Source organism: Streptomyces araujoniae, assembly GCF_050871195.1.
Classification (GTDB): domain Bacteria; phylum Actinomycetota; class Actinomycetes; order Streptomycetales; family Streptomycetaceae; genus Streptomyces; species Streptomyces bacillaris.
Window position 1 is genome coordinate 455,145 of the sequence record NZ_CP194070.1, and the last position, 24,439, is coordinate 479,583.

23 protein-coding genes are annotated in these 24,439 nt (G+C 73.6%); 15 read left to right on the top strand and 8 right to left on the bottom strand.

The features are described 5' to 3' along the window. Positions 1-65 precede the first annotated feature (65 nt). From ACQ9ZG_RS01815 to ACQ9ZG_RS01835, 5 genes are all read left to right on the top strand, one after another. Positions 66-956, top strand: coding sequence for a DeoR/GlpR family DNA-binding transcription regulator (locus ACQ9ZG_RS01815; protein WP_109917446.1), 891 nt, complete (start codon positions 66-68; stop codon positions 954-956). A gap of 72 nt (positions 957-1,028) precedes the next feature. Further along, the gene (locus ACQ9ZG_RS01820) at positions 1,029-1,487 is read left to right on the top strand and encodes an SRPBCC family protein (protein WP_084996591.1); all 459 of its coding nucleotides are present in this window, start codon (positions 1,029-1,031) and stop codon (positions 1,485-1,487) included. 97 nt (positions 1,488-1,584) lie between these two features. After that, complete coding sequence (locus ACQ9ZG_RS01825) at positions 1,585-3,624, top strand: hypothetical protein (protein WP_499279721.1); 2,040 nt, start codon at positions 1,585-1,587, stop codon at positions 3,622-3,624. Positions 3,625-3,701: 77 nt separating this feature from the next. Then, the gene (locus ACQ9ZG_RS01830) at positions 3,702-5,324 is read left to right on the top strand and encodes an SDR family oxidoreductase (protein WP_032755332.1); all 1,623 of its coding nucleotides are present in this window, start codon (positions 3,702-3,704) and stop codon (positions 5,322-5,324) included. 58 nt (positions 5,325-5,382) lie between these two features. Then, complete coding sequence (locus ACQ9ZG_RS01835) at positions 5,383-5,862, top strand: SRPBCC family protein (protein ID WP_018491410.1); 480 nt, start codon at positions 5,383-5,385, stop codon at positions 5,860-5,862. A 90-nt stretch (positions 5,863-5,952) separates the two neighbouring features. On the opposite strand, the gene ACQ9ZG_RS01840 is transcribed toward ACQ9ZG_RS01835, so the two are convergent. After that, positions 5,953-7,098: a PLP-dependent cysteine synthase family protein gene (locus ACQ9ZG_RS01840; protein WP_109915480.1), complete on the bottom strand. Its 1,146-nt coding sequence runs from the start codon at positions 7,096-7,098 to the stop codon at positions 5,953-5,955. 267 nt (positions 7,099-7,365) lie between these two features. On the opposite strand from ACQ9ZG_RS01840, the gene ACQ9ZG_RS01845 reads away from it, so the two are divergent. Both ACQ9ZG_RS01845 and ACQ9ZG_RS01850 read left to right on the top strand, forming a co-directional pair. Beyond that, positions 7,366-7,683 (top strand): hypothetical protein, encoded by a 318-nt coding sequence (locus tag ACQ9ZG_RS01845; RefSeq protein WP_019766524.1) that lies wholly within the window; start codon positions 7,366-7,368, stop codon positions 7,681-7,683. Positions 7,684-8,038: 355 nt separating this feature from the next. Beyond that, positions 8,039-8,557 (top strand): ATP-binding protein, encoded by a 519-nt coding sequence (locus tag ACQ9ZG_RS01850; RefSeq protein WP_181398244.1) that lies wholly within the window; start codon positions 8,039-8,041, stop codon positions 8,555-8,557. Between the two features lie 170 nt (positions 8,558-8,727). On the opposite strand, the gene ACQ9ZG_RS01855 is transcribed toward ACQ9ZG_RS01850, so the two are convergent. Continuing rightward, positions 8,728-9,942: an ROK family protein gene (locus tag ACQ9ZG_RS01855; protein WP_028417323.1), complete on the bottom strand. Its 1,215-nt coding sequence runs from the start codon at positions 9,940-9,942 to the stop codon at positions 8,728-8,730. Between the two features lie 308 nt (positions 9,943-10,250). Here ACQ9ZG_RS01855 and ACQ9ZG_RS01860 point away from each other — a divergent pair, with 308 nt between their 5' ends. The 3 genes from ACQ9ZG_RS01860 to ACQ9ZG_RS01870 all read left to right on the top strand — a co-directional run bounded on the left by ACQ9ZG_RS01860 (position 10,251) and on the right by ACQ9ZG_RS01870 (position 12,681). Continuing rightward, positions 10,251-11,378: an MFS transporter gene (locus ACQ9ZG_RS01860; protein WP_109917482.1), complete on the top strand. Its 1,128-nt coding sequence runs from the start codon at positions 10,251-10,253 to the stop codon at positions 11,376-11,378. A gap of 50 nt (positions 11,379-11,428) precedes the next feature. After that, on the top strand, positions 11,429-12,247 hold the full coding sequence (locus ACQ9ZG_RS01865; protein WP_109917483.1) for a maleylpyruvate isomerase family mycothiol-dependent enzyme: 819 nt from the start codon (positions 11,429-11,431) through the stop codon (positions 12,245-12,247). Between the two features lie 122 nt (positions 12,248-12,369). Next, positions 12,370-12,681 (top strand): DUF6332 family protein, encoded by a 312-nt coding sequence (locus tag ACQ9ZG_RS01870; protein WP_499279723.1) that lies wholly within the window; start codon positions 12,370-12,372, stop codon positions 12,679-12,681. Between the two features lie 21 nt (positions 12,682-12,702). On the opposite strand, the gene ACQ9ZG_RS01875 is transcribed toward ACQ9ZG_RS01870, so the two are convergent. Both ACQ9ZG_RS01875 and ACQ9ZG_RS01880 read right to left on the bottom strand, forming a co-directional pair. Next, a complete protein-coding gene (locus ACQ9ZG_RS01875) occupies positions 12,703-13,422 on the bottom strand; it encodes a TetR/AcrR family transcriptional regulator (protein WP_499279725.1) in 720 nt (239 codons plus the stop codon). A gap of 153 nt (positions 13,423-13,575) precedes the next feature. Beyond that, complete coding sequence (locus tag ACQ9ZG_RS01880) at positions 13,576-14,142, bottom strand: SbtR family transcriptional regulator (protein ID WP_165274334.1); 567 nt, start codon at positions 14,140-14,142, stop codon at positions 13,576-13,578. Positions 14,143-14,314: 172 nt separating this feature from the next. On the opposite strand from ACQ9ZG_RS01880, the gene ACQ9ZG_RS01885 reads away from it, so the two are divergent. Together ACQ9ZG_RS01885 and ACQ9ZG_RS01890 are read left to right on the top strand one after the other, a co-directional pair. Next, complete coding sequence (locus ACQ9ZG_RS01885; RefSeq protein WP_109914463.1) at positions 14,315-15,226, top strand: NmrA family NAD(P)-binding protein; 912 nt, start codon at positions 14,315-14,317, stop codon at positions 15,224-15,226. A gap of 150 nt (positions 15,227-15,376) precedes the next feature. Then, the gene (locus ACQ9ZG_RS01890) at positions 15,377-15,829 is read left to right on the top strand and encodes a nitroreductase family deazaflavin-dependent oxidoreductase (protein WP_109914464.1); all 453 of its coding nucleotides are present in this window, start codon (positions 15,377-15,379) and stop codon (positions 15,827-15,829) included. A 125-nt stretch (positions 15,830-15,954) separates the two neighbouring features. On the opposite strand, the gene ACQ9ZG_RS01895 is transcribed toward ACQ9ZG_RS01890, so the two are convergent. Next, on the bottom strand, positions 15,955-17,172 hold the full coding sequence (locus tag ACQ9ZG_RS01895; protein WP_028417330.1) for a geranylgeranyl reductase family protein: 1,218 nt from the start codon (positions 17,170-17,172) through the stop codon (positions 15,955-15,957). Positions 17,173-17,368: 196 nt separating this feature from the next. On the opposite strand from ACQ9ZG_RS01895, the gene ACQ9ZG_RS01900 reads away from it, so the two are divergent. Beyond that, the gene (locus ACQ9ZG_RS01900; RefSeq protein ID WP_109914465.1) at positions 17,369-18,733 is read left to right on the top strand and encodes a dipeptidase; all 1,365 of its coding nucleotides are present in this window, start codon (positions 17,369-17,371) and stop codon (positions 18,731-18,733) included. Between the two features lie 134 nt (positions 18,734-18,867). On the opposite strand, the gene ACQ9ZG_RS01905 is transcribed toward ACQ9ZG_RS01900, so the two are convergent. Further along, entirely contained in the window at positions 18,868-19,539 is a 672-nt protein-coding gene (locus ACQ9ZG_RS01905) for a response regulator (RefSeq protein ID WP_109914466.1), read from the bottom strand. After that, positions 19,536-20,684 carry a sensor histidine kinase gene (locus tag ACQ9ZG_RS01910; protein ID WP_109914467.1) on the bottom strand — a complete coding sequence of 383 codons (1,149 nt, stop codon included), beginning with the start codon at positions 20,682-20,684 and terminating at the stop codon, positions 19,536-19,538. Before ACQ9ZG_RS01910 ends, ACQ9ZG_RS01905 begins: the two co-directional genes overlap by 4 nt. 203 nt (positions 20,685-20,887) lie before the next feature. Between ACQ9ZG_RS01910 and ACQ9ZG_RS01915 the strand changes: the two genes are divergently transcribed. Together ACQ9ZG_RS01915 and ACQ9ZG_RS01920 are read left to right on the top strand one after the other, a co-directional pair. Next, positions 20,888-21,103 carry a hypothetical protein gene (locus ACQ9ZG_RS01915; protein ID WP_109914468.1) on the top strand — a complete coding sequence of 72 codons (216 nt, stop codon included), beginning with the start codon at positions 20,888-20,890 and terminating at the stop codon, positions 21,101-21,103. A 4-nt stretch (positions 21,104-21,107) separates the two neighbouring features. Further along, positions 21,108-23,276 carry an MMPL family transporter gene (locus ACQ9ZG_RS01920; protein WP_109914469.1) on the top strand — a complete coding sequence of 723 codons (2,169 nt, stop codon included), beginning with the start codon at positions 21,108-21,110 and terminating at the stop codon, positions 23,274-23,276. 115 nt (positions 23,277-23,391) lie between these two features. Here ACQ9ZG_RS01920 and ACQ9ZG_RS01925 read toward each other — a convergent pair whose 3' ends face one another. Continuing rightward, entirely contained in the window at positions 23,392-24,429 is a 1,038-nt protein-coding gene (locus tag ACQ9ZG_RS01925; protein ID WP_028417336.1) for an NUDIX hydrolase, read from the bottom strand. Positions 24,430-24,439: the final 10 nt, after the last annotated feature.

Sequence of the window (24,439 nt, forward strand, 5' to 3'; positions counted from 1 at the left end):
CAGGATGAGCGTGTCTCGCAGACCGCTGCGGACCGTACGGCAGAGGGAAGGACCGGGCGACCGCGTTGAGCGAGAATCAGAATCTGCTCGCGGAGCAGCGACGTTCCCTGATCCTCGACGAGGTGCGCAGGCGCGGCGGGGTCAGGGTCAACGAGCTGACCCGCAGACTGAACGTCTCGGACATGACGATCCGTCGGGATCTGGACTCGCTGGCCCGCCAGGGGGTCATCGAGAAGGTCCACGGCGGTGCCGTCCCCGTGGTCGAGGCGAGCACCCACGAGCCGGGGTTCGAGGCCAAGTCGGCGCTGGAGCTGAGCGCCAAGGAGGACATCGCGCGGACGGCGGCGGCGATGGCCCAGCCGGGGAGCGCGATCGCGCTCTCGGGCGGTACGACGACCTATGCGCTGGCCCGGCATCTGCTGGACGTGCCGGATCTGACGGTGGTCACCAACTCGGTGCGGGTGGCCGATGTGTTCCACGACGCCCAGCGCGCCGCGTCCGGCCGGGCCGCGCGGCCCGGGACGGCGACGGTGGTGCTGACGGGCGGGGTGCGGACGCCGTCGGACTCGCTGGTGGGGCCGGTCGCGGACCGGGCCATCGACTCGCTCCACTTCGATCTGCTCTTCCTCGGCGTGCACGGGATCTCCGCCGAGGCCGGTCTCTCGACGCCCAACCTCGCGGAGGCGGAGACCAATCGCCGCTTCGTCCGCTCGGCCCGGCGGGTCGTGGTGGTGGCCGACCACACCAAGTGGGGCACGGTGGGGCTGAGTTCGTTCGCCACCCTGGACGAGGTGGACGCGTTCGTGACGGACGCGGGGCTGACGGCCGGGGCGCGCGAGGAGATCGCGGAGCATCTGCCGGGGCTGGTGGTGGCGGGCGAGGCGCGTGAGCCGCAGGATTCGCGTGAGGCGAGCGGGCCGCGCGAGGCGGCCGGGGAGACCGTCCACCCCGGCTGACCGGGGCGGCCGCCGCCCTGATCCGGATTCCGTTCGGGTCGCCGCCCGGCCGTGACGTCCTAGGATCGGGGAATGGCCGTCTTCCGGATCGAGCGCTTCTCCCCCCTCCCCGCCGCCGAGGCCTGGCGCCGGGTCACCGACTGGGAACGGCACGCCGAGCATGTCCCGCTGACCGCCATCACGGTGGCGGGCGGGGTGCCGGCGGGAGTCGGCACGGTGTTCACCGCGCGGACGGGGGTGGGACCGCTGGCCTTCGACGACCCGATGGAAGTGGTCCGCTGGACGCCCCCGGCGGGCGGCCGGGCGGGGATCTGCCTGCTGGAGAAGCGCGGTTCCGTGGTGCTGGGCCGGGCCTCGATCGACGTCCTGCCGACGCATTCCGGTTCCCATGTGGTGTGGGTGGAGGAGTTGCGGGTGCGGCTGGTGCCCCGATGGGGTGATCCGCTGCTGGCCTCGGCCGGGCGACGGCTGTTCGGCGGGGTGCTGGACCAGCTGCTGGCCTCGCCGGGAGGGCCGTCCCGGCAGGGGTGACCGCGCGGGTGACCGGTGCGGGTGATGTGACCGTCACACGATTGACTCGTTTGCCGGTAAGACACTTCCCCGCCACGGCACCGGAAGGCACCGAACCATGCCGATCCATCCCCCACAGCAGCATCAGCAACGGTCCGCACCCGCACCCGGCAGGTCTTCGGGCGTGCGGCAGGCCGAGGCCGCGCTCGTCGAGCACTACCCGCGCCTGGTCCGGCTCGCCTATGTCGTGCTGCCGCCCGCGCTGGGCCGGCACCGGCGGGTCCTGGCCGCGCACGGGGCCGTTCAGAGGGCGCTGCCGGGGGTCGGGGCCCCCGCACCGGCGCCCGCCTCCCGGGTGCCCGCCCAGTCCCGCCGCAGCCCCCGCGAGGAGGCACCGGCCGAGGCGGTGGAGGCGGGCGTCGCGAAGGGGCCGGTGAGCGCCCCGTACGCGTGGATGCGGCTGCGGGTGCTGCGGACGGCCCTCGCGTACGAACGCAGGCCCCGCTGGTGGCCGGGGCGGCTCCCCGCACCCGCCGCGCTGCGGCCGACCCTGCCGGTGGTGTGGGGGCTGCGGCTCTTCCCCCGCGCGGGGGGTGCCGACGAACTGGCCCTGGACCGGGCCCTGTCGGGGGTGCCGGCCGCCGTACGGGCCGCGTGTGCGCTGCAGTTGCTGGAGGGGCTGACGGAGTCCGGGGCGCGGGCGCTGCTGGCCGAGGCGGGGGCGGACGATCCGGCGGGGGCGGTGCGCCGGGCGGCCGGGCTGGGGACGCCGGACCGGGCGGGTACCCGAGTGCTGCTGGGGTCGGCGGAGTTCGACCCGTGCTCGGTACAGACCCGGCCGAGCGATCTGCTGCGGCGCAGGCACCGGATCCGGGCGGTGGCCCTCGTGGCGGCGCTCTGCGTGGTGGCGGGCGCTGCCGTGGTGGCCGACGGGCGCGGCGTTCAGGACGCGGTCGACGAGGGGGCCGGGGTCTCCGTGCCGGCGCTCGACCCGGCAGCCCTGGTGCGGACGGCGGCGGAGCGGTGGGCGGACACCTCCCGCATCGACTTCACCGCCTGGCCGGTACGCGGCGACCGGCGCGGCGACGACGCTCTGCTGGGGCGGGCGCTGCGGGCGTGGGCCGAGCCGACGGAGGCCGTACGGGTGTCGGCCACCCCGGGCACCGTCGACGTACCGCCCGCGCAGCCGCCCCAGTTGCTGTTCGCGGGCGAGGTGGACGGGGCGGCCGTGGTGCTCTTCCACGACCGCGGTGTACGGGTGGTGCGGTACGCGGAGCCGTCGGCGGGCGGGGACGGGGCGGCGCTGGACTTCGCCCGGACCGACGACGCGGACGTGACGACGTCGGCGGCCGTGGTCGTGAGCCGTACGGGGGGCACGGCGCGGTTCCTGCTCGCCCCCTGGATCTCCACGACCACCACCCGGGACCTGCTCGCACCGGGCACGCCCGACCGGCCGCTGGAGGTGGCACCCGACGGGGTCACCGCCCCGGTGGAGCGCCCGGCGGCGGGGGGTGCCTGCGACTCCTGGCCGGTGCTCCGGCTGCGCTCCTCCGCTCGCATCGTGGAGAACCACGCGTTCCTGCTCACCGACCTGGGCGACCTGGCCCCCGCCCATCTGACGTACACCCCGAAGCCGGGCGGCGGCGCTCCCGCCCGGCAGCCCCGCGAGGCGACCGGCCAGGAGGCGCTGGGCGCCTGGGCCCGTACGGCGTGTTCGCTGCGGGCGCTGTCGGGCTCGGGGGTGCGGGCGGTCAACAACTGGGCGTTCGCGGAGCAGCGGCTGCCCGAGGGCGGGGAGCGGGCGGAGTGGCTCTGCACCCGCGCCGACACCTGGCGCGGTCCCGGCCGGGTGCTGGTGCAGTTCCTCCAGCCCGCCGGCTCCCCCACCACTCCGGCGGCCGTCGTCGCCGACCGGAACGACACCGCGCTGTGCAGCCGGTTCGGGCAGCACATCCTGGCGGGCACCCACTGGAAGGCCGCCTCCGGCAGGTGGTACGTCCTGGCGGCGGGCAGCCGCGCGGTGGACCGGATCGAGGCCACGGGTCAGGTGCGGAGCACGGCCGAGGGCCCGACCCTCGCGGTAAGGGCGCCGCGCGACGCCGCCGTGCGGCTGACGGCCGGCTTGCACGACGGCGGGACGCTGGTGGCGGTGCGGTGAGCGGCCGGTGACGCGCACTCCGCCGTACGGAGTCCTCGTGCCGCCCTCGTACGGCGCAGGGTGCGAGACTCGGACAGGTGACGGATCTTCCTGAGGAACCCGGCGTACGCGACTCCTCCGACGACTCCACCGACGAGGCCGGGCAGCGCTGCCTGGTCACCGGTGCCACCGGCTACATCGGCGGCAGACTGGTGCCCGCCCTGCTCGACGCGGGTCACCGGGTCCGCGCGCTGGCCCGGACCCCGCAGAAGCTGCGCGACTACCCGTGGGCGGACCGGGTGGAGGTGGTGCGCGGCGATGTCACCGACGCGGACTCCCTGACGGAGGCGATGCGGGACGTCGACGTGGCGTACTACCTGGTGCACGCGCTCGGCTCCGGCTCGGACTTCGAGGAGACCGACCGCCGGGCCGCCCGGAACTTCGGCGAGAAGGCGCGGGCGGCCGGGGTGCGGCGGATCGTCTACCTGGGCGGGCTGACCCCGGCCGGGGTGCCGGAGAAGGAGCTGTCGCCGCATCTGCGCTCGCGCGCGGAGGTCGGGAGGATCCTGCTGGACTCCGGGGTGCCGACGGCGGTGCTGCGGGCGGCGGTGGTGATCGGTTCGGGTTCGGCCTCGTTCGAGATGCTGCGCTATCTGACCGAGCGGCTGCCGGTGATGGTGACCCCGAGCTGGGTCTCCACCCGGATCCAGCCCATCGCCGTACGGGATGTGATCCGGTACCTCGTCGGGAGCGCGGCCCTGCCGTCCGAGGTGAGCCGGACCTTCGACATCGGCGGCCCGGACATCATGACCTACCGGGACATGATGCAGGGGTACGCGCGGGTGGCGGGGCTGCCGCGGCGGGTGATCGTGCCGGTCCCGGTGCTCACGCCGACGCTCTCCAGCCACTGGATCGGGCTGGTCACCCCGGTCCCCCGGTCGATCGCCCGGCCGCTCGCGGAGTCGCTGCGCCACGAGGTGGTCTGCCGGGAGCACGACATCGTCCGGTACGTCCCCGATCCGCCGGACGGGCCGATCGGCTTCGACCGGGCCCTCGGCCTCGCCCTCCAGCGGATCAAGGACGCCCAGGTGGCCACCCGCTGGACCTCCGCCTCGCTGCCGGGGGCGCCGAGCGACCCGCTGCCCACCGACCCGGACTGGTCCGGCGGCAGCCTCTACCGGGACGAACGGGAGCTGGCGGTGCCGGTGGACCGGGCGGACCTGTGGCGGGTGATCGAGGGCATCGGCGGCGAGAACGGCTGGTACTCCTTCCCGCTCGCCTGGGCGGTACGGGGCTGGATCGACCGGATCGTCGGCGGGGTGGGGCTGCGGCGCGGCCGCCGGGACGCCCACCGGCTGCGGGTCGGCGACTCGCTGGACTTCTGGCGGGTGGAGGAGATCGTGCCGGGCGAGCTGCTGCGGCTGCGGGCGGAGATGCGGCTGCCGGGCCGGGCCTGGCTGGAGCTGTCGGTCGGCACGGACGACCGGGGGCGCACCCTCTACCGCCAGCGCGCGCTGTACCACCCGCAGGGGCTGCTCGGCCACGCGTACTGGTGGGGCGTGTCGCCGTTCCACGCGGTGGTGTTCGGCGGGATGGCCCGCAACATCGCGGAGGCCGCGAGGACCGCTCCCCCGGCACGGCGGCAGGGCCACCGGGGCGCGGTGGCCGGCTCCCGGCCGAAGGGCGGCAAACCGGCCTCCGGCAGTGGTACAGACAACTGACGCCCCGGCCGCTAGGGTGTGCCTCCCCCCTTCGCGCAGACCGCCGGGAGGTGCAGCGATGGCACGCCGACTCCGTACCGTAGGGCTGGAGTTCACCGACTCCGCGCCGATCCTTCTGGTGTTCGCCGCCGAGGTGTCCGCCGCCCCGGACGTGGTCTACCGGGCGCTCGCGGACGACGTCGCCTCCTGGCCCTCGTGGTTCACCGCCGTCACCCGGGCCACGCCCACCGACGGGGGCGCGGGCCGGGAGGTGCGGCTGCGCGGCGGGGTCCGCTTCCGGGAGACGGTGGTGGCCGCCGAACCGGGCGAGCGGTACGCCTACCGGGTGGACGAGACCAACGCCCCCGGGCTGCGGGCCCTGCTGGAGGAGTGGCGGCTGACCGCGGACGGGACCGGGACCCGGGTGCAGTGGACCTTCGCCGCCGACGGGACGGGCCCGTTCCGCTCGGTGCTCGGGATAGCCCGCCTGGGGATGGGCCGTTCCTTCCGGGACGCGGTGCGCCGACTGGACGGGCGGCTGACGGCACCGGCTGCCTGAGCGCCCGACGGGCGGCCGACGCCACCGACCGCGTGAGGGCCCGGCGGGCGGCCGACGCCACCGGCGGCGTGATCCGCGTGAGGCCCCGGCTCAGCCGGTCAGCGCCCCGGTGGCGAGGAAGGTGTCGATCGCCGCGCGGTACGGGGCGATGTCCAGCCCCTGCTCCTCCAGCCAGGAGTCGGAGTAGTACTTGTCCAGGTAACGGTCGCCCGGGTCGCACAGCAGCGTGACCACGCTGCCCCGCTCGCCCCGCTCCACCATCTCCGCGATCAGCTTGAAGGCGCTCCACAGCCCGGTCCCCGTCGAGCCTCCCGCCTTCCGGCCGATGGCCCGCTCCAGCGCCCGGACGGCGGCGACGCTCGCCGCGTCGGGCACCTTCATCATCCGGTCGATGGCGCCGGGGACGAAGCTGGGCTCCATGCGCGGGCGGCCGATGCCCTCGATCCGGGAGCCGCAGTCGCTGCTCGCGTGCGGGTCGTCGCGGGTCCAGCCGTCGAAGAAGCAGGAGTTCTCCGGGTCGGGGACGCAGACCCGGGTGTCGTGCTGGAGGTAGTGGACGTACCGGGCGATGGTGGCGGAGGTGCCGCCGGTCCCGGCGGTGGCGACGATCCAGGTGGGTTCCGGGTAGCGCTCCAGCCTGAGCTGCTGGTAGATCGACTCGGCGATGTTGTTGTTGCCGCGCCAGTCGGTGGCGCGCTCGGCGTAGGTGAACTGGTCCATGTAGTGCCCGCCGGTCGTGGCGGCGAGCGAGGCGGACTCCTCGTACATCTTGCGGGAGTCGTCCACGAAGTGGCACTGCCCGCCGTGGAACTCGATGAGCCGGCACTTCTCGGGGCTGGTGGTGCGCGGCATCACGGCGATGAACGGCACCCCGATCAGCTTCGCGAAGTACGCCTCCGAGACGGCGGTCGAGCCGCTGGACGCCTCGATGACCGGCTTGCCCGGCCGGATCCAGCCGTTGCAGAGCCCGTAGAGGAAGAGCGAGCGGGCGAGCCGGTGCTTGAGGCTGCCGGTGGGGTGGGTCGACTCGTCCTTGAGGTAGAGGTCGATCCCCCACTCCTCGGGCAGCGGGAAGCGCAGGAGGTGGGTGTCGGCGGACCGGTTGGCGTCCGCCTGGACCTTGCGGACGGCCTCCTTCAGCCAGGCCCGGTACTCGGCGTCGCTGCGGTCGACGTCCACCGTCTCCAGGACCGCCCCCGCGGCCCCTCGGTCATGTCCCGGCTCGTGGCTGCGCATCGCCGTGCTCCCTGTTCCGTACGTTGCTGGTGTGCCGCCGGTCCGCAGGCTCGTCCAGGCGGTGTTCCTCCCCTCCACGATAGGCCCCCGACCTGCACAAACGTTGACTTTGACCGTCCATAGCCCTGCCTTTGGGCAGGCCTGCGGGGGCAGTTGGGGCGGGCGGGGCGAACGGCGCGCGACCGGGCCGGACGCCCTCTGGCGGCGGGGGCCCCGGCGCGGCACACTGCAACAGGAGAAGTGGTGACGAAGGGGGGCGAAGCCGCGATGGCGGACGCCGAGTTCAGTGCGTCGGGGGTCAGGATCGAGCGGTTCACCCGGTCGCTGACCCATGCCGGTCAGGTGGTCGTCAAGGACGGCCGGCTCTCGCTGCTCACGAGCAACGGGCGGGAGATCGACAGCGCTCCGGTGACGACGGTGAGCGCGGGCAAGCGGTGGTTCTTCGCGGCGGATTCGGCCATCGCCCGGGTGAACGGCGTGCGCTACCGGTTGACGATGGGGCAGCGCAACCGCAGGCGCGACGGAGCGGCCCCGCTGCGCCGCTTCCTGGAGGCCCTGCGCAGCGCGGGAGGACGGCGGGGCTGAGACGGGACGGCGGGAGCGGGACCGGTACGGCGTGACCGAGGCAGATACGGCGCGGCTGGTGCGGTGTGGCGTGCGGGCACGGCATGCAGGCACGGCGTGCGGGCCTCGGGGCGGCTTGCGGATCCTGGGTGCGGCTCCGCGAGTTGCGGAGCCGCACCCGGTGGGCCACGCTGGACTCACGTCACTGAAGGTGAACTTCCGGTGACAGAGCGACTCGCCTCACGGGTCCATCCCGGGGACGGGTCGCGCGACACGAGCAGACACGACAAGAGCAGAGCGGATTCGGCAGTCAGTCGTCCGCCGGCTCCGTTCGTCCGTCTTCTTTCTTCCGGACCTATTTCGGGGAGTCGCAGCCGTGATCAGCGAGCCAAGCAGGCACTGCACGGTGGAGCTCCAGGCCCTGCCGTCGCGGATCGGTCAGGTCCGCAGGATCATCTCGGCGCAATTGCGCTACTGGCATCTCGATCCTCTGATCGACCAGGCAGCCCTGGGCGTCACCGAACTCCTGACCAACGTCCACCGGCACGCACAGCCGGACAAGTCATGCACCGTCGACATCGAGCTGCTGCTCGACCGGCTGACGGTCTCCGTCCACGACCACGACCCCCGGGTCCCCACGGTGAACGAGGCGGATTCCTTCGCCACCTCGGGCCGGGGCCTGGCCCTGATCGCCGCTGTCAGCGAGAGCTGGGGCGTACGGCCGAGCGGCGCGGCCGGAAAAGTCGTCTGGTTCACCCTGCCGGCGATCTGCGGCTCCTCGACCCTGCCGCCGCTCGCGGTGTACGGGTCGACGACCGACGGGCCGTTCGGTGCCGTGCCCATCAGCCCCGAGGCCCTCGCGGCGGCTCCGGCCCGGTCGGCCGTCGTCGGCTGACCGGGCCGACCCCCTGGGCGTCGCGCCACTGATCGTCATCACGAAAGCCGCCGTCGAGGCCGGCCGGGATCTCGTCCGGACCGGGACGACCCGGCGGAGCCGGGCCGCAGGCTCTCCCGTGGGCAACGGCACCGCACCGGGCGCCCGTTCACCCGGCGCCCCCGCACCCCTCAGGCGAGAACGGCCAGCGGGTCGTCGAGGACCGGCTGCCAGGCCAGTTCGGCGGCGCCGACCAGGCTGTTGTGGGTGAGGGTGCAGGGCAGGATCGGCACACTGCCGCTGCGCCCCCAGAGGCTGCGGTCGGCGACGACGGCCCGCAGCCGCTCCGGGTCGGCCTCCAGCAGCTCGCGGTGGAGGCCGCCGAGGATGATCCGGTCCGGGTTGAGGATGTTCACGAGCCCGGCCAGGCCCAGGCCCAGGCGGTCGATCAGCTCCTCGGCGGCGTGCCGCACGTGCGCGTCCTCGTACTCCGTACGCAGCAGGACCCCGGCCTGCTTGAGCAGCGACTCCTCCGGGCCCGGGTCGCGGCGGGCGGTGGTGAGGAAGGCGAGCGGGTCCGTCTCGACGTCGAGGCAGCCGCGGCCGCCGCAGTGGCAGGGCCGCCCCTCGGGGTTCACGGTGAGGTGGCCCACCTCCAGCGCGAGCCCCGAACTCCCGCTGTGCAGGCGGCCGTCCAGGACCAGGGCCCCGCCGACGCCCCGGTGGCCGGTGGCGACGCAGAGCAGGTGCTGCGCGCCGCGTCCGGCACCGTGACGGTGCTCGGCCAGCGCGGTGAGGTTGACGTCGTTGCCGGTGAAGGCCGGGCCCGCGATGCCCGCGTCCCGTACACAGGCGGCGAAGATGTCCCGTACCGGCGAACCGGCGGGCCAGGCGAGGTGCAGCGGGTTGAGGGCGGTGCCCTCGGGCTCGGCGACCGCCGAGGGGACGGCGAGCCCGGCACCGACGCAGCGCAGCCCGCTCGCACGCAGCAGCCCGGCCCCGGCCGCCACGACCTCGCCGAGCACCTGGGCGGGGTCGGCCATCACCGTGACGCAACCGGGCGCGGTGGCGACGATCCGGCCGCCGAGTCCGACGAGCGCGGCCCGGAAGCCGTCGGCGTGGACCTGGGCGGCGAGGACGACGGGACCGGTCTCCAGGACGGCCAGCCGGTGCGAGGGGCGGCCCTGCGAACCGGCCGCGGAACCGGGGCTGGAGTCGACCCGGATCAGCCCGAGCGCCTCCAGCTCGGCGGCGACCGCCCCGGCGGTGGCCCGGGTGACGCCCAGCTCGGAGGTGAGGACGGCGCGCGTGGGGGCACGCCCGGTGTGGACCAGTTCCAGCGCGGGCCCGAGTGCGCTGCGGCCCCTCTCCAACTTCGTCCGGGTGGTGGTCGCCTTGCCGTTCATGAGGGCGAGTCTCCCATGATCCGGCGGGTGCCCCGGACCCCGAGGGAGCCCACCGGAACGGGTGGTGTGCCCCTCCGTCAGGCGGGTGGCACCGGGCCGTCGGGCGGGTTGCGCCGGACCGTCATCCGCGTCGCACCCGCCCCGCAGGCCCGGCCGCACCGGCCCCGTCAGCTGTGTTGCGCCCGCCGTCCGGCCGCCCCTATGCTGAGTTTGTGCCGCAACTAAACAAACTGCGGACGGCCCTACCGGGGGGACCTGGCGGAGACACCGCCCCTCCCTCGTCGGCCCGCCTCCGTACCGCGCTGACCGTGTTCTTCGCCCTCGACGGGTTCCTCTTCGCCGGCTGGGTGGTCCGTATCCCGGCCATCAAGCAGCAGACCGGAGCCTCCGCCTCCACCCTCGGCCTCGCCCTTCTCGGCGTCTCCGCGGGTGCCGTGATCACCATGATGCTCACGGGCCGGCTCTGCCGCCGCTACGGCAGCCATGCCGTCACCGCCGCCTGCGGCGTCCTGCTCCCCCTCTCCATCGCCCTGCCCGCCCAGACCCACTCCGCCCTCTCCCTCGGCCTCGTCCTGCTGGTCTTCGGGGCGGCGTACGGCGGGATGAACGTGGCGATGAACAGCGCGGCCGTCGACCTGGTCGCCGAGCTGCGCCGGCCGGTGATGCCGAGCTTCCACGCGGCGTTCAGCCTGGGCGGCATGGTGGGCGCCGGACTCGGCGGACTGGTGGCGGGCGGCCTCTCCGCCTCGGCCCACCTGTTCCTGCTGGCCGGTATCGGCCTGCTCGTCACCGCGTTCGCGGGTCCGGCGCTGCTGCGTCACCGCCCGGCCCGTCCGGCGTACGAACCGAGCACGCCCCGGCGGCCGGGCCCCCGGCAGAAGCTGGACCCGCGGGCCCGCCGGATCGTGCTGCTCTTCGGCGTGATCGCGCTGTGCACGGCGTACGGGGAAGGCGCACTGGCCGACTGGGGCGCGCTCCACCTGGAACAGGATCTGGGCGCCCACCCCGGCCTCGCCGCCGCGGGCTACGCGCTGTTCGCCCTCACGATGACCATCGGCAGGCTCACCGGGACGCTGCTCCTGGAACGGCTCGGCCAGACCCGCACGCTGGTCCTCGGCGGGCTGGTCGCGGCGGCCGGGATGCTGCTGGGCTCCCTGGCCCCGACCGCCTGGCTGGCGCTGGCCGGGTTCGCGGTGACCGGGCTGGGGCTGGCCAACATCTTCCCCGTGGCCGTGGGCCGGGCCGGTGAGCTGGCCGGACCGAGCGGAGTGGCCGCCGCGTCGACCCTGGGCTACGGCGGGATGCTGCTGGGCCCGCCCGCGATCGGCTTCCTCGCCGACTGGTTCTCGCTGCCGGTGGCGCTGACCACGGTGGCCCTGCTCGCGGCGGGGGCGGCGGCGCTGGGATACGGGGCCAGGAACGCCACGCACGCGTGAACCGTGCGGGCTCCGCCGCGGACGGCGGAGCCCGCTGGCAGAATTCCGCCATGGAGATCACCCGGTACATCGCCTCCCTGTCCGAGGAAGGCCGGCTCCTCGCGGCGGCGGCCGAACAGGCGGGCCCCGGCGCCTCGGTCCCGACCTGCCCCGGCTGGCAGATACGCCATCTGCTGCGCCACACCGGCATGGTGCACCGCTGGGCTACCGCGCACGTCGCCGAGGGGCACACCACGCCCCACCCCGACGGCGGGGAACCGGACCTCGACGGCAAGGCGCTCCTCGACTGGTTCCGGGAGGGCCACGACCACCTGGTCCGCACCCTGGAGACCGCCCCCGCCGGCCTGGAGTGCTGGACGTTCTTCCCCGCCCCCTCCCCTCTGGCGTTCTGGTCCCGCCGCCAGCTGCACGAGACCACCGTGCACCGGGCCGACGCGGAGTCGGCGCTCGGCGGCCCGCTGTCGCCGGTGGACACCAACCGGGCGGTGGACGGCATCGACGAACTGCTCACCGGCTTCCACGCCCGCCCCAAGAGCCGCGTACGCTCCAGCACCCCGCGCACGCTGCGGGTGCGGGCGGTGGACACGGACGCGGTGTGGACCGTACGGATCTCGGAGGAGCCGCCGCAGGCCGTACGGACGTCCGCCGCGAATACCGGGACGGACTCCGGGAATCCCGGGGCGGGCGCCGCGGAACCCGGGGCGGGCTCCGCGGAACCCGGGGCGGGCTCCGCGGACTGCGAGTTGAGCGGAACGGCGGAGGGGCTCTACCTCGCCCTCTGGAACCGGCTGCCGCTCACCGCCCTCACCCTGCGCGGCGACCGCGCGGTGGCCCGGCTCTGGACGGACAACTCGGCGATCACCTGGTGAGATCGCGCGGTACGGGGACGGGCGGGCGGCCCACCCGTACGGAGCGCGGCCCCGCCCGGCGGAGCCGTACGCGGGACGGGGCATGCTTGCCGGGAGCGTGCCGCCCCTGTGACACTGCGTCAATGGGGCGGCGGACGCAGGCGGAACGGGACGCGATGACGGTCGAGACCGGCTTCGCGCTGGTCACCGCCGCCGTGCTGGCCGGCCTCACCTTCGCGGCGGTCTCGGCCCCGGCCCTGCTCCTCCTCGACCTCGGCGGGACCGCGCGGACGGTGGTCCTCTCCGTCGCCGTCACGGCGGCCGCGGTGGCGTTCGTCGCCCGGGTCGTCCACGTCCTGTGGCGCTTCCCGTCGAGGCAGCGGGGCCACCGGCTGGACGGCACCCCGGACCCGGCCGCACTGGGCCGCCCGGGCCCCACCGCCCCCGCCCCGTAGGGCAGCGCCCCCCTCGGCTCCTCAGCGGCCGGCCGGACGTCCACGGAGCCCGACCGAACGGGCCAGCTCCCCCGCCGCCTGCCGGAAGAACGCCTCACGCGCCTCGACCATCCGGTTGAACTGGCCGAAGAGCTCGAACGAGATCAGGCCGAACAGCTGCGCCCACGCGGCGACCAGGGCGAGTGCGGCGGCGGGCGGCAGGTCCGGGGCGATCTCGGCGGCGATCCGCTCGGCCTCGCCACGCAGCTCCGGCGCGAGGGGCGGTACGGCGAGACCGTCGGCCCGGAACGCGTCACGGAGGAGACCGATGAACACCATCCCCACCCGGGAGGCCGGGCCCACGGTGTCCATGGGGGCGCTGTACCCGGGGACGGGCGATCCGTAGATCAGGGCGTACTCGTGCGGGTGGGCGAGGGCCCACTCCCGTACGGCTCCGGCGACGGCGACCCAGCGCTCGGCGTACGGGGCGGGGTGCGGGCGGGCCCGGTCGGCGGCGGCGCGGGCGGACTCCGCCACCTCGCCGATGGCGTCGTACGCGTCGATGATCAACGCGGTGAGCAGTTCGTCGCGGCTCGGGAAGTAGCGGTAGAGCGCCGAGGAGACCATGCCGAGTTCACGGGCGACGGCCCGCAGGGAGAGCTTGGCCGCGCCCTCCGCCGCCAGCTGTTTCCTGGCCTCGTCCTTGATGGCGGCGGTCACTTCGACGCGGGCGCGTTCCCTGGCCCCTCGGATGGTGCTCATGCCGGTCAGTCTGCCACCCGGCCGGGGAGCACCGGCCGGAGGAGGGGCGGGCACACCGCCCGCGGGGCCGGCCCTCGGGCGGCCCGTCCGGTCCCGGGCGTCGGACCGGGAGTTCGGCGTCCCGCCGGGACGGCCCCGGTCGCGGCGGTTCCGTCAGGGGCTGGGACTGAGGCCCTCGACGGCGAGCGTGAAGAGGCGGTCGGCCTGGACCGACGGTTCGGTGTAGTGCTCGGTGGCCAGGGCGATCCCGACGGCGAGGGTGAGCAGGTCGTGGAAGGTGGTGCCCGGCCGGACCGCCCCGTCGTCCAGGGCGCGGGCCAGCAGCGGGGCGGCCGCGTCCGCGAGCTGCGCGCCGCAGGAGTCGGGGGCGCCGTCGGGCCGGTCGGTGGGGGGCTCGTAGGTCAGGGCGTCCGCGAACCCCCGGGCGGAGACTGCGTACGCCACCAGGTCGTGCAGCCACTCCAGCAGTGCGGCGCGACTGCCCTCGGTCCGGTGCAGCTCGGCAGCGCGTCGGCAGAGGGCCTGGATGCGTTCCTGGAAGACGGCTTCGAGGAGGGCCTGCCGGGTCGGGAAGTGACGGCGCACGGTGGCGGACCCGACGCCCGCGGTGCGGGCGACCTGTTCGAGGGAGGCCGCCGCGCCGTGCCGCGCCACCTCGGCCTCGGCCACGGCGAGGATGCGGCTGTAGTTGCGGCGGGCGTCCGCTCGCTGACCGGTCACGTTCTCCCCCTGTTGCCAAGTGGTGGGCCCCGCCATATCGTAGCGAGGACGAAACGGCGGGGCCCGCCGTTTTGGGGTGCGCACACCCCTGCCCCTCCGTGCGCACCCCTGCCGCATTGCGCGCCCCCTTCCGTTCCGCGCACCCTTCCGCCGATCCCGAGGAGACACCGCCATGACATCGCCCACCGCCCCTGTACTGGTCACCGGCGCCACCGGACGTCAGGGCGGGGCTGCCGCCCGCGCCCTGCTGGCCGACGGGGTGCCGGTCCGCGCGCTGGTGCGCGACCCGCTGACCCGGCGCGCGAAGGAGGTGGAGGAGCTGGGCGTGGAACTGGTCACCGGCGACCTCTCCGTGCGGCCCTCGCTGGACTCCGCGTGCGCGGGCGTCCGCGCCGTGTTCTCGGTGCAGATGCCGCCGATGAACGAGAGCGGGGCCGACTTCGCCGGGGAGCTGGCGCAGGCCACGAACCTCATCGGGGCCGCGCGGGCGGCGGGCGTCCAGCAGTTCGTCCAGTCCTCGACCAGCGGGGTGGGGCGCCACACGGAGACCCCGGGCTGGGCGGACGGCCGATGGGCGGCGATGGAGCCCTACTTCGCCACCAAGCAGGCCATCCTGGAGGCCGTACGCGGGGCGGGCTTCGCCCGCTGGACCGTGATCAAGCCGGCGTTCTTCATGGAGAACCTGCCCCAACTGGCGCCGAACGGGCCGGAAGGCGGCCTGGCGACGGTCGTCCGGCCGGAGACGACCCTGGCGCTGGTGGCGTCCGAGGACATCGGCGCGGCCGCCGCCCACGCCGTACGGGAGCCCGACCGCTTCCACGGGGTGGAGCTGGAACTCGCGGGCGACCGGCTCACGATGGAGCAGGTGGCCGAGGTGCTGTCCGCGGTGTGGGGCGTACCGGTGAAGGCTCCGACGATGGAGCTCGACGAGGCGCTGGCGGCAGGCATGCCGGCCTGGGGCGCCGGTCACACCTGGAGCAACGCCATCACCCAGCCGGCCCGCCCCGAACTCGCCACGGAGCTGGGGATTCCGGTGACCTCGTTCGCCACCTGGGCGCACCGGCACCTCTCGGCGGCGAGCTGACGGCGACCAGGCCCGCACCACGGAACGAGAGCAGTGCTCTTGCTTTTGAGCAGCGATCTCGCGCACACTGGTCTCAAGCGAGAGCACTGCTCTCTCACGGGTGCGGCGCCGCCCCGGCGCAGCGCGCACGGACATCACACGGGAGTCACCATGTCGCAGACGTACTACCTCCGGGCGAGCGCTTCCGCCCAGCGTCTCAACAAGGCCGTCGGCTGGCTGGCGCGGCACGGTGTCAGCCTCATGGGCTCCGCCGAGCTGTCGGTACGCGGACGCAAGAGCGGACAGCCGCAGCGCGTCCCCGTCAACACCCACACCTTCGAGGGCGAGCGCTACCTCGTCTCGGCCCGGGGCCACTCCCAGTGGGTACGCAACATGCGCGCCGCGGGCGGCGGCGAACTGCGGCTGGGACGCAAGGTGAGCAGCTTCACCGCCGTCGAGATCCCGGACGACGCGCAGAAGGCCCGGATCATCCGGGCCTATCTGGAGCGGTGGGGCTGGGAGGTGAACCAGTACTTCCAGGGCGTCACCGCGAAGTCCACGGACGCCGAACTCCTGGCCGCGGGCCCGGACCACCCGGTGTTCCGCATCACGGTGACCGGCTGACGGCCCCGCCCCCACCCCCCGATCCGGCAACAGGTGACCGGCCACCGGTCAGCGGTCAGCGGTCAGCGGTCAGCGGTCAGCGGTCAGCGGTCAGCGGTCAGCGGTCAGCGGCAATTGGCTACCGGCTACCGGTCCATCGCGCTCAACGCCCGCTGGGCCAGCGGGTGCGTACGGACCAGCTCGGCCAGCGACGTCGTACCGCGGGTGATCCCGGCGAACGCCTTCCAGGCCGGGCGGAAGCCGGTCAGCACCGCGTGCAGCACCCCCGGGCGGCGCTCGAAGAGCTTGAGCATGCGGCGGCCCACGCCCATCTCCACGCCGAGACCGGCCTTGATGGCGAAGGCGTAGTTGAGGGCCTGGCGGCGGGCGTCCACCGCGTCGTGCGACTCGGCGATCCTGACGGCCCATTCACCGGCGAGGCGGCCCGAGCGCAGGGCGAAGGAGATCCCCTCCCGGGTCCACGGCTCAAGGAGCCCCGCCGCGTCGCCGCAGACCACGACCCGGCCGCGCGAGAGCGGTGAGTCGTCGCTGCGGCAACGGGTCAGATGGCCCGAGGAGATGGACGGCTCGAACCCGGCCAGGCCGAGGCGGGCGATGAAGTCCTCCAGATACCGCTTGGTCCCCGCGCCGTCGCCGCGCGCCGAGATCACCCCGACCGTCAGCGTGTCGCCCTTGGGGAAGACCCAGCCGTAACTGCCGGGCATCGGGCCCCAGTCGATGAGCACCCGGCCCGCCCAGTCCTCCGCCACCGTCGCCGGAACCGGGATCTCCGCCTCCAGGCCGAGGTCCACCTGGTCGAGCTTCACCCCGACATGTGCTCCTATCCGGCCCGCGCTGCCGTCCGCGCCGACGACCGCCCGCGCGAGCACCGTCTCACCGCCGGCCAGCACGACCGCGACCGTACGCCGGTCGGGCACGGCGGGTCCGTGCTGCTCCACCCGCACCACCGAGGCGCCGGTGCGCAGTTCGGCACCGGCCTTCTGCGCCTCCTCGACCAGACCGGCGTCGAACTCCGGCCGGTTGATGAGCCCGAAGAGCATGCGCCGGGAGCGGCGGGTGCGGGCGAGCTTCCCGTTGAGGGAGAAGGTGACCGCGTGGATGCGGTCCTTCAGGGGCAGTTCGAATCCGGGCGGCAGGGCGTCCCGGGAGAATCCGATGATGCCGCCGCCACAGGTCTTGTAGCGCGGTAGTTCCGCCTTCTCCAGCAGCAGGACCCGTCGGCCCGCCACGGCTGCCGCGTACGCCGCCGATGCGCCGGCCGGTCCGGCGCCGACGACCACGACGTCCCAGACCGACGACGACTCTTCGTTCTCCCGCACGGCGTCTGCGTTCTCGCTGCTCACGATGTGCTTCTGCTCCCGATCCGACCAGTGGCCCCAAGCTGCTCACGGCATCCTACGGCGCGCCCCGGCCGATCCCCCCTGTGGGAGGATCGGCCATGATTCTGTCCTGCCCCACGGCACCGCACACACGGTGTCGTGGCGGGGCGCGTACACACCGTGCCCTCCCCATAACGTCGCACCCACGAGGAGCGTGCCCATGACCGCCCGCCCGATTTCCGAGACCGTCGCCTCGCTGATGCCCCGTGCGCGGGCGGAGCTGGCCGAGCTGGTCGCGTTCCAGTCGGTGGCGGACCCCGCGGTGTTCCCGAAGAGCGAGTGCGAGGCGGCGGCGAACTGGGTGGCGGACGCCCTGCGCGCGGAGGGCTTCACGGACGTCGCGCTGCTCGACACCCCCGACGGCACCCAGTCGGTCTACGGTTTCCTGCCCGGCCCCGCCGGTGCTCCGACCGTGCTGCTCTACGCCCACTACGACGTGCAGCCGCCGCTGGACGAGTCGGCGTGGCTCTCCCCGCCGTTCGAGCTGACCGACCGCGACGGCCGCTGGTACGGCCGGGGCGCGGCGGACTGCAAGGGCGGGTTCATCATGCACCTGCTCGCGTTGCGCGCCCTCAAGGCGAACGGCGGCGTCCCGGTCTCGGTGAAGGTGATCGCGGAGGGTTCCGAGGAGCAGGGCACCGGCGGTCTGGAGCGGTACGCGGAGGCCCACCCGGAGCTGCTGGTGGCCGACACGATCGTCATCGGGGACGCCGGGAACTTCCGGGCCGGGCTGCCGACGGTCACGGCGACGCTGCGCGGGATGACGATGCTGCGGGTGAAGCTCGACACGCTCGAAGGGAACCTGCACTCGGGCCAGTTCGGCGGTGCCGCGCCCGACGCGCTGGCCGCGATGATCCAGCTGCTCGCCTCGCTGCGCGACGAGAACGGCACGACAACGGTCGACGGTCTGACCGGTGACACCGACTGGGACGGACTCCAGTACCCGGAGGCGGAGTTCCGGCAGGACGCCAAGGTGCTGGACGGTGTGGAGCTGATCGGTACGGGCACGGTCGCGGACCGGATCTGGGCACGCCCCGCCGTCACCGTCATCGGCATCGACTGCCCGCCGTGCGTCGGCGCCACCCCGTCGGTCCAGGCGAGCGCGCGGGCCCAGATCAGCCTGCGGGTGCCGCCCGGCCACGATGCCGCCGAGGCCACCAAGCTGCTCACCGCGCACCTGGAGGCGCACACCCCGTGGGGCGCGCGGGTGGCGGTGGAGCAGGTGGGCCAGGGCCAGCCGTTCCAGGCCGACACCTCCAGCCCGGCGTACACGGCGATGGCGGAGGCGATGCGGGACGCCTACCCGGGCCAGGAGATGCAGTCCTCCGGCATGGGCGGCTCCATCCCCCTCTGCAACACGCTGGCTTCGCTCTACCCGGAGGCCGAGATCCTGCTCATCGGTCTGAGCGAGCCCGAGGCGCAGATCCACGCGGTGAACGAGAGCGTGTCGCCGGAGGAGCTGGAGCGGATGTCGGTGGCGGAGGCCCTGTTCCTGCGCAACTACGCGGAGTCGAAGAAGGCCTGAGGCCCGGACCGCGAATCCCGGTGGCGGCCCCGATCGGCCGCCACCGGGATTCGGCGCCTCCGCCGTGCGGTCGGTCGCGGTACGGGTGCCGGGCCTCGCCCACCCGCCGGACACCCCGGTGATGCGGACGTGGTTCAGCGGTCGAGGCGGCCGGGGTTGACCATGCCGTACTCGTAGGCCATGACGACGAGTTGCGAGCGGTCCCGGGCGCCCAGCTTGGTCATGACACGGCTGACATGGGTCTTCGCCGTCAGGGGTGAGAGTACGAGGGCGGAGGCGATCTCGTCGTTGGTGCACCCGGCCGCGACCAGCCGCATCACCTGGCCTTCCCGGTTGGTGAGCACGTCCAGACGTGGGTCCGGCTGTCTGCTTCCGGCTCGGTTCATGGCGAATTCCGCGATGAGCCGGCGGGTCACCGAGGGGCTGATGAGGGCGTCTCCGCGGTGCGCGACGCGTACGGCGTGGGTGAGTTCCTCCGGGTCGGAGTCCTTGAGCAGAAAGCCCGCTGCCCCGGAGCGCAGCGCGGCGTAGATGTACTCGTCCAGGTCGAACGTGGTCAGGATGACGACCTTCACCGAGGCCATGTGCTCGTCGGCTGCGATCTCCCGTGCGGCCTGGAGGCCGTCGGTGCCGGGCATGCGGATGTCCATCAGCACCACGTCCGGGTGATGGTCGCGGCAGGCCGAGACGGCGGCCTGCCCGTCGGCGGCCTCGGCGACGACCTCGAAGTCGCTCTCGTCCTCCAGGATCGAGCGGATTCCCAGCCGTACCAGCCGCTGGTCGTCCGCCAGGAGGATCCTGATCACTGCGTGCTCCGCTCTGCCAGGGTCCTCGTACCACCGAGGGGGAGTTGGGCGTGTACGGCGAATCCGCCCCGGGCCCGCGGTGCCGCGGTGAGGGTTCCGCCCAGGGTACGTGCGCGTTCGGTCATGCCGACGATGCCGCTGCCCCTGGTGCCCGGCCGGGTTCCCCGCCCGTCGTCCTCGATGTGCAGGGTGAGGAGATCCTGTCCGTGGTGGACCCGGACGCGGACGTGGCGGGCGCGGCTGTGTCTGGCGGCGTTGGTGAGGGACTCCTGGATGATGCGGAAGGCGGCCAGGTCGATGGTGGGAGGCAGGGGCCCCTCCGTCCCCGTCCGCTCCACGCTGACGGTCATCTCCGTCAGCGTGGCCGAGGTGATGAGTTCGTCCAGGCGGCTCAGTCCGGCGGCCGGGGCCGTGGGGGCCTCTTCCTGGGTGTGGCGCAGCACGCCGAGAGTCCTGCGCAGCTCTCTGAGCCCTTCCTGGCTGCCCGCCTTGATGACGGTGAGCGCTTCCGCCGCCTTGGCTGGGTCCTTCTCCAGACGCCGGAGAGCCGCCGACGCCTGAATGTTGATCATGGACATGCTGTGGCCGACCACGTCGTGCAGTTCACGGGCGATCCGCAGCCGTTCCTCCGTGGCACGCAGGACGGCCTCCTCCTCCGCGTAGGCGACCCGACCGTGCCAGACGGCCCCGAGGGCGACGACGGCGATCAGCCAGCCGGCGAGCATGAAGACGGCGGTGCCGTTCACGTCGCCCGTTCCTGCCAGCGCGCCCGCTCCGACGGCGATGATCATCACTGCGGCCAGGGTGACGGCGACGCGGAGCCGGCCACCGGAGGTCAGTGCGTAGAGGACCGCGATCGGTACCAGGACCAGCGGGCCGTCCACGGTGCTCAGCAGGTAGTAGGCGCCGGTACCCATCACCGTGAACCAGCCGACGGCGACCGGGTGCCGGCTCCGGAGGAGGAAGGCCGCGCACACGGCAACGGCCAGTAGCCAGGTGACCACGAGGGCGGGTGTCGTGCGTCCGTCGGGCCCCAGCCGTTGCCCCTCGGCGATGGCCGAGAGGGTGAGCGCGACCAGGGCCAGCGCATGCTCGGCCCGCAGACCGCCGGGCAGGCGACGGCGCAAAGGATCGAAGGGTGGCATGCGGCCATTGTGCCTGCGCACACGCCACGAACCGGGCGCTGCGACCGGTCCCCTCCCGGGAAGCCTTCCACCGGCGGACCTGCGGCCCCACCGCCTGCTTCCGCCGGGGTAGGCCGGTGTGCACGTCGTACTGCCCAGGGAGCAGGGAGAGTGTCAGCCACGGGCCGATGCCCTGGCCAGGGCCGTGCGGACACGATCGGGGCATGTCTTCGTCCACCCCCTCCGTCCGATGGGGCGACGCGGTTGTCGGCGCGCTCGTGGGAACCGCGGTCGGGATCTTGCTGGTCACCGCCGCCGGAACGTTCTCCATCGCGGTCAGCGGCCTCTTCGCCGTCCTGGCGGTCACCGCGCCCGCGCTGGTCGGCGCGGTGGTGGGCACGGCGGTGACCTCCGATACCACCCGTTCGAATCCGAGGTAGCAACGTGTCTTCACCCCGCGGCTCGGCCGCGCCCTTCGCCCCGCCCCCGCCGGAGTCGGCCACCTCCACGCGTACGGGCCGGTTCGGCGCCCTGGCAGAGTGGGCGCAGCGTCACCGCTGGGCCGCCATCGCGCTCTGGGTGGTGGTGGTCGTCGCCATCACCCTGGGTTCCACCACCGTCGGCTCCGCCTACCGGAACGACTTCACCCTGCCGGGAACGGACTCCCAGGCTGCCACCGACCTGTTCAAGGAGCACGGCAGCGACCAGGCCGGCGACAGCGTCGAGATCGTCTTCAAGGACACCGCCGGTGTCAGGGACTCCAGGACGGCCATCGAGCCGATGCTCGACGAGGTCCGTGGAATGGCGGGGGTCGCCGACGTGCGCAGCCCCTTCGCCGACAGCTCCGCTGTGTCGCAGGACGGCACGATCGCCTACGCCTCGGTCGCGCTGGAGGGCAAGGTCGAAGACGTCCCGAAGGGCGACGTCGCGAAGATCATCGAGGTCGCCCAGGAGATCGGCTCCGCCGGCCTCCAGGTCGAGGTCGGAGGCGAGGCGGCACGCAACGCCGAGGACAAGGCGGGCCCCACCGCCGAACTCGCCGGCATCGTGGCCGCGCTGGTCATCCTCGTCCTGCTCTTCGGCTCGCTGCTCGCGGCATCCCTGCCGCTGATCACCGCGCTCTTCGCCGTCGGCGGCGCCATCGGCCTGGTCGCTCTGGCCTCGCACATCTTCACCGTCGCCGACTTCACCCCGCCCATCCTCATGCTCGTCGGGCTCGGCGTCGGCGTCGACTACGCCCTGCTGATCTTCTACCGCTACCGCCAGGAACTCGTCGCCGGCGCCCGGCCGGAGGAGGCCAACCGCAAGGCCCTGGACTCCGCGGGGCGCACCGTCTTCTTCGCCGGCTGCACCGTCATCGTCGCCCTGCTGGGCCTGGTCGCCCTCGGCCTCGGCTCCCTCCAGGGCATCGCCCTCGCCGTGGCGATCACCGTCCTGATCACCATGGCCGCCTCCCTGGTGCTGCTGCCCGCGCTGCTGGCCCTTTTCGGCGCCCGCCTCCAGCGCCACGTCCTGAAGCAGACGGCCGCGGCCGACGGGAAGGGCAAGCGGGAAGGCGATCGCTGGCGCGCCATGGCCCGGGCCGTGCAACGCCGCCCCGTCCCCACCCTGCTCGTCGGCGTCATCGCTCTCCTGGCCCTGTCCGCCCCGGCGGTCAGCATGCGCCTGGGGTTCGCCGATTCCGGCAACGACCCGGAGGAGACCACCTCCCGCCAGGCGTACGGCCTCCTCGCCGAGGGCTTCGGCCCCGGCTTCAACGGACCGCTCATCGTGCTCGTCAAGGGCGACCGGGCCGCCGGGCAAACCGTGCAGGCCCGACTGGTCGAAACCGAGGGCATCGCCCAGGCCAGTCCCGCGCTCCCGTCCGAGGACGGAGCCCTGTCCACCGTCTTCGTCTACCCCACGACCTCTCCGCAGGACGAAGGCACCGTCGACCTCCTGCATCACCTGCGCGACGACGTCGCCCCGCCCCTGGAACGCGACACCGGCGCCGAAATCCTGGTCGGGGGCTCCACCGCCGCGTCCCAGGATGTCTCCGAAACCCTCGCCGGCAGACTGCCCCTGTTCGTGGCCGTCGTCGTCGGGGTCTCCTCGCTGCTGCTTCTCCTGGTGTTCCGCTCCATCTGGATCCCGGTGAAGGCCGCCGTCCTCAACCTGCTGTCGATCTCGGCCGCCCTCGGCGTGATCACCCTCGTGTTCCAGCACGGCTGGTTCGGCGCCCAGCAGGGCCCGATCGAAGCCTTCATCCCCGCGCTGATCTTCGCCATCGTCTTCGGACTCTCGATGGACTACGAGGTCTTCCTCGTCTCCCGCATCCACGAGGAATGGGCCCGCACCAAGGATCACTCCCTGGCCGTACGGGAAGGCGTGGCCTCCACCGGCAAGGTCATCACGGCGGCCGCGGCCATCATGATGTTCGTCTTCGGCGCCTTCGTCCTCAGCGCCGACCGCATGCTCCAGCAGTTCGGTCTCGGGCTGGCCGTCGCCATCTTCCTGGACGCCGTCGTCATCCGCTGCCTCATCGTGCCCGCTGTCATGCAGAAGCTCGGCCGGTGGGCCTGGTGGCTGCCCGCTCCGCTCGACAGGAGGCTGCCCAAGGTGTCCGTCGAATAGCACGGACACCGGTCACCGCGTCAGCCCCAGGACGGACGCGGCACTACCCCGGCTCCGGCCGGCAACCACCGCACGCGGGTGGGCCCCGCCACGCGACACGCCGGGCGGGGCCCGCTCAGCCCACCGGGACGCCCGCCTCCAGGTTGAGGACCGTGGACCGTTCGCGCGCCCGCAGCGCCCAGCGCAGCCGTTCGTAGCGGGTGGGGGGCAGCATCCCCGCCGCCTCCTGCTCGGTGACGAAGCGCCAGCCGCGCAGTTCGGAGCCGGGGAGCAGGAGCCGTTCGGCGTCCTCGGAGCGCAGCAGGCCCCCGTCGAAGAGGAAGCGCAGCCCGCCGTAGCCGGGCGGGGAGGGCGGCTCCCAGTCGACGAGGAGCAGGGTGGGGACCCGGTCGAGCCGGAACCCGGTCTCCTCGGCCACCTCCCGCATCCCCGCCTGGGCCGGGGGTTCGCCCTCCTCCACGACACCGCCGGGGAACTCCCAGCCCGGCTTGTACGTGGGGTCGACGAGGAGCACCCGGTCCTCCTCGTCGAAGAGCAGCACCCCGGACGCGACGGTCGCGGCGGTCGGCTGGGGGCTCTGGACGATCTCGCACGGTCCGGCGGCGCCGGTGCGGACGGCCTCCGCGATGCGTTCGGCGGTCTCGCGCGGAGTGAGGGCGCCGTTGTCGACGACGTGGGCGTCCTCGGTGATCCACCCGAGCGCGTCCCGGTAGGGGCCGATGTGGTCGTACGCCCACCGGTTGACGCGCTCGCTCCGCTCCCGGTCCCCCGGGTACTCGGCACGGCCGGCTATCCGGCTCCGCAGGATCGTTTCCTCAGGTGAGAGCAGCACATGGCGGACCGGGATGCGGCGGGAGGCGAGCCCGCCGAATATCTCGTCGCGGTACTCCTGTCTCAGCAGCGTCATCGGCACCACCAGCACCCCGGGCGACTCCGCGAGCAGGGCGGCCGCCGTGTCCACCACCAGCCGCCGCCAGATCCTGAGGTCCTGGAAGTCGTCCACCTCGGCCAGCTTCTTCGGGGGCAGCAGCCCGCGCAGTCCGGCCCCGGTGAGTTCCGGGTCGTACAAGGTGCTGTTCGGGATCAGATCGATCAGTTCGCCTGCGACGCTGGACTTGCCCGCGCCGAACGCCCCGTTCAGCCAGACGATCACGGTTCCCCCT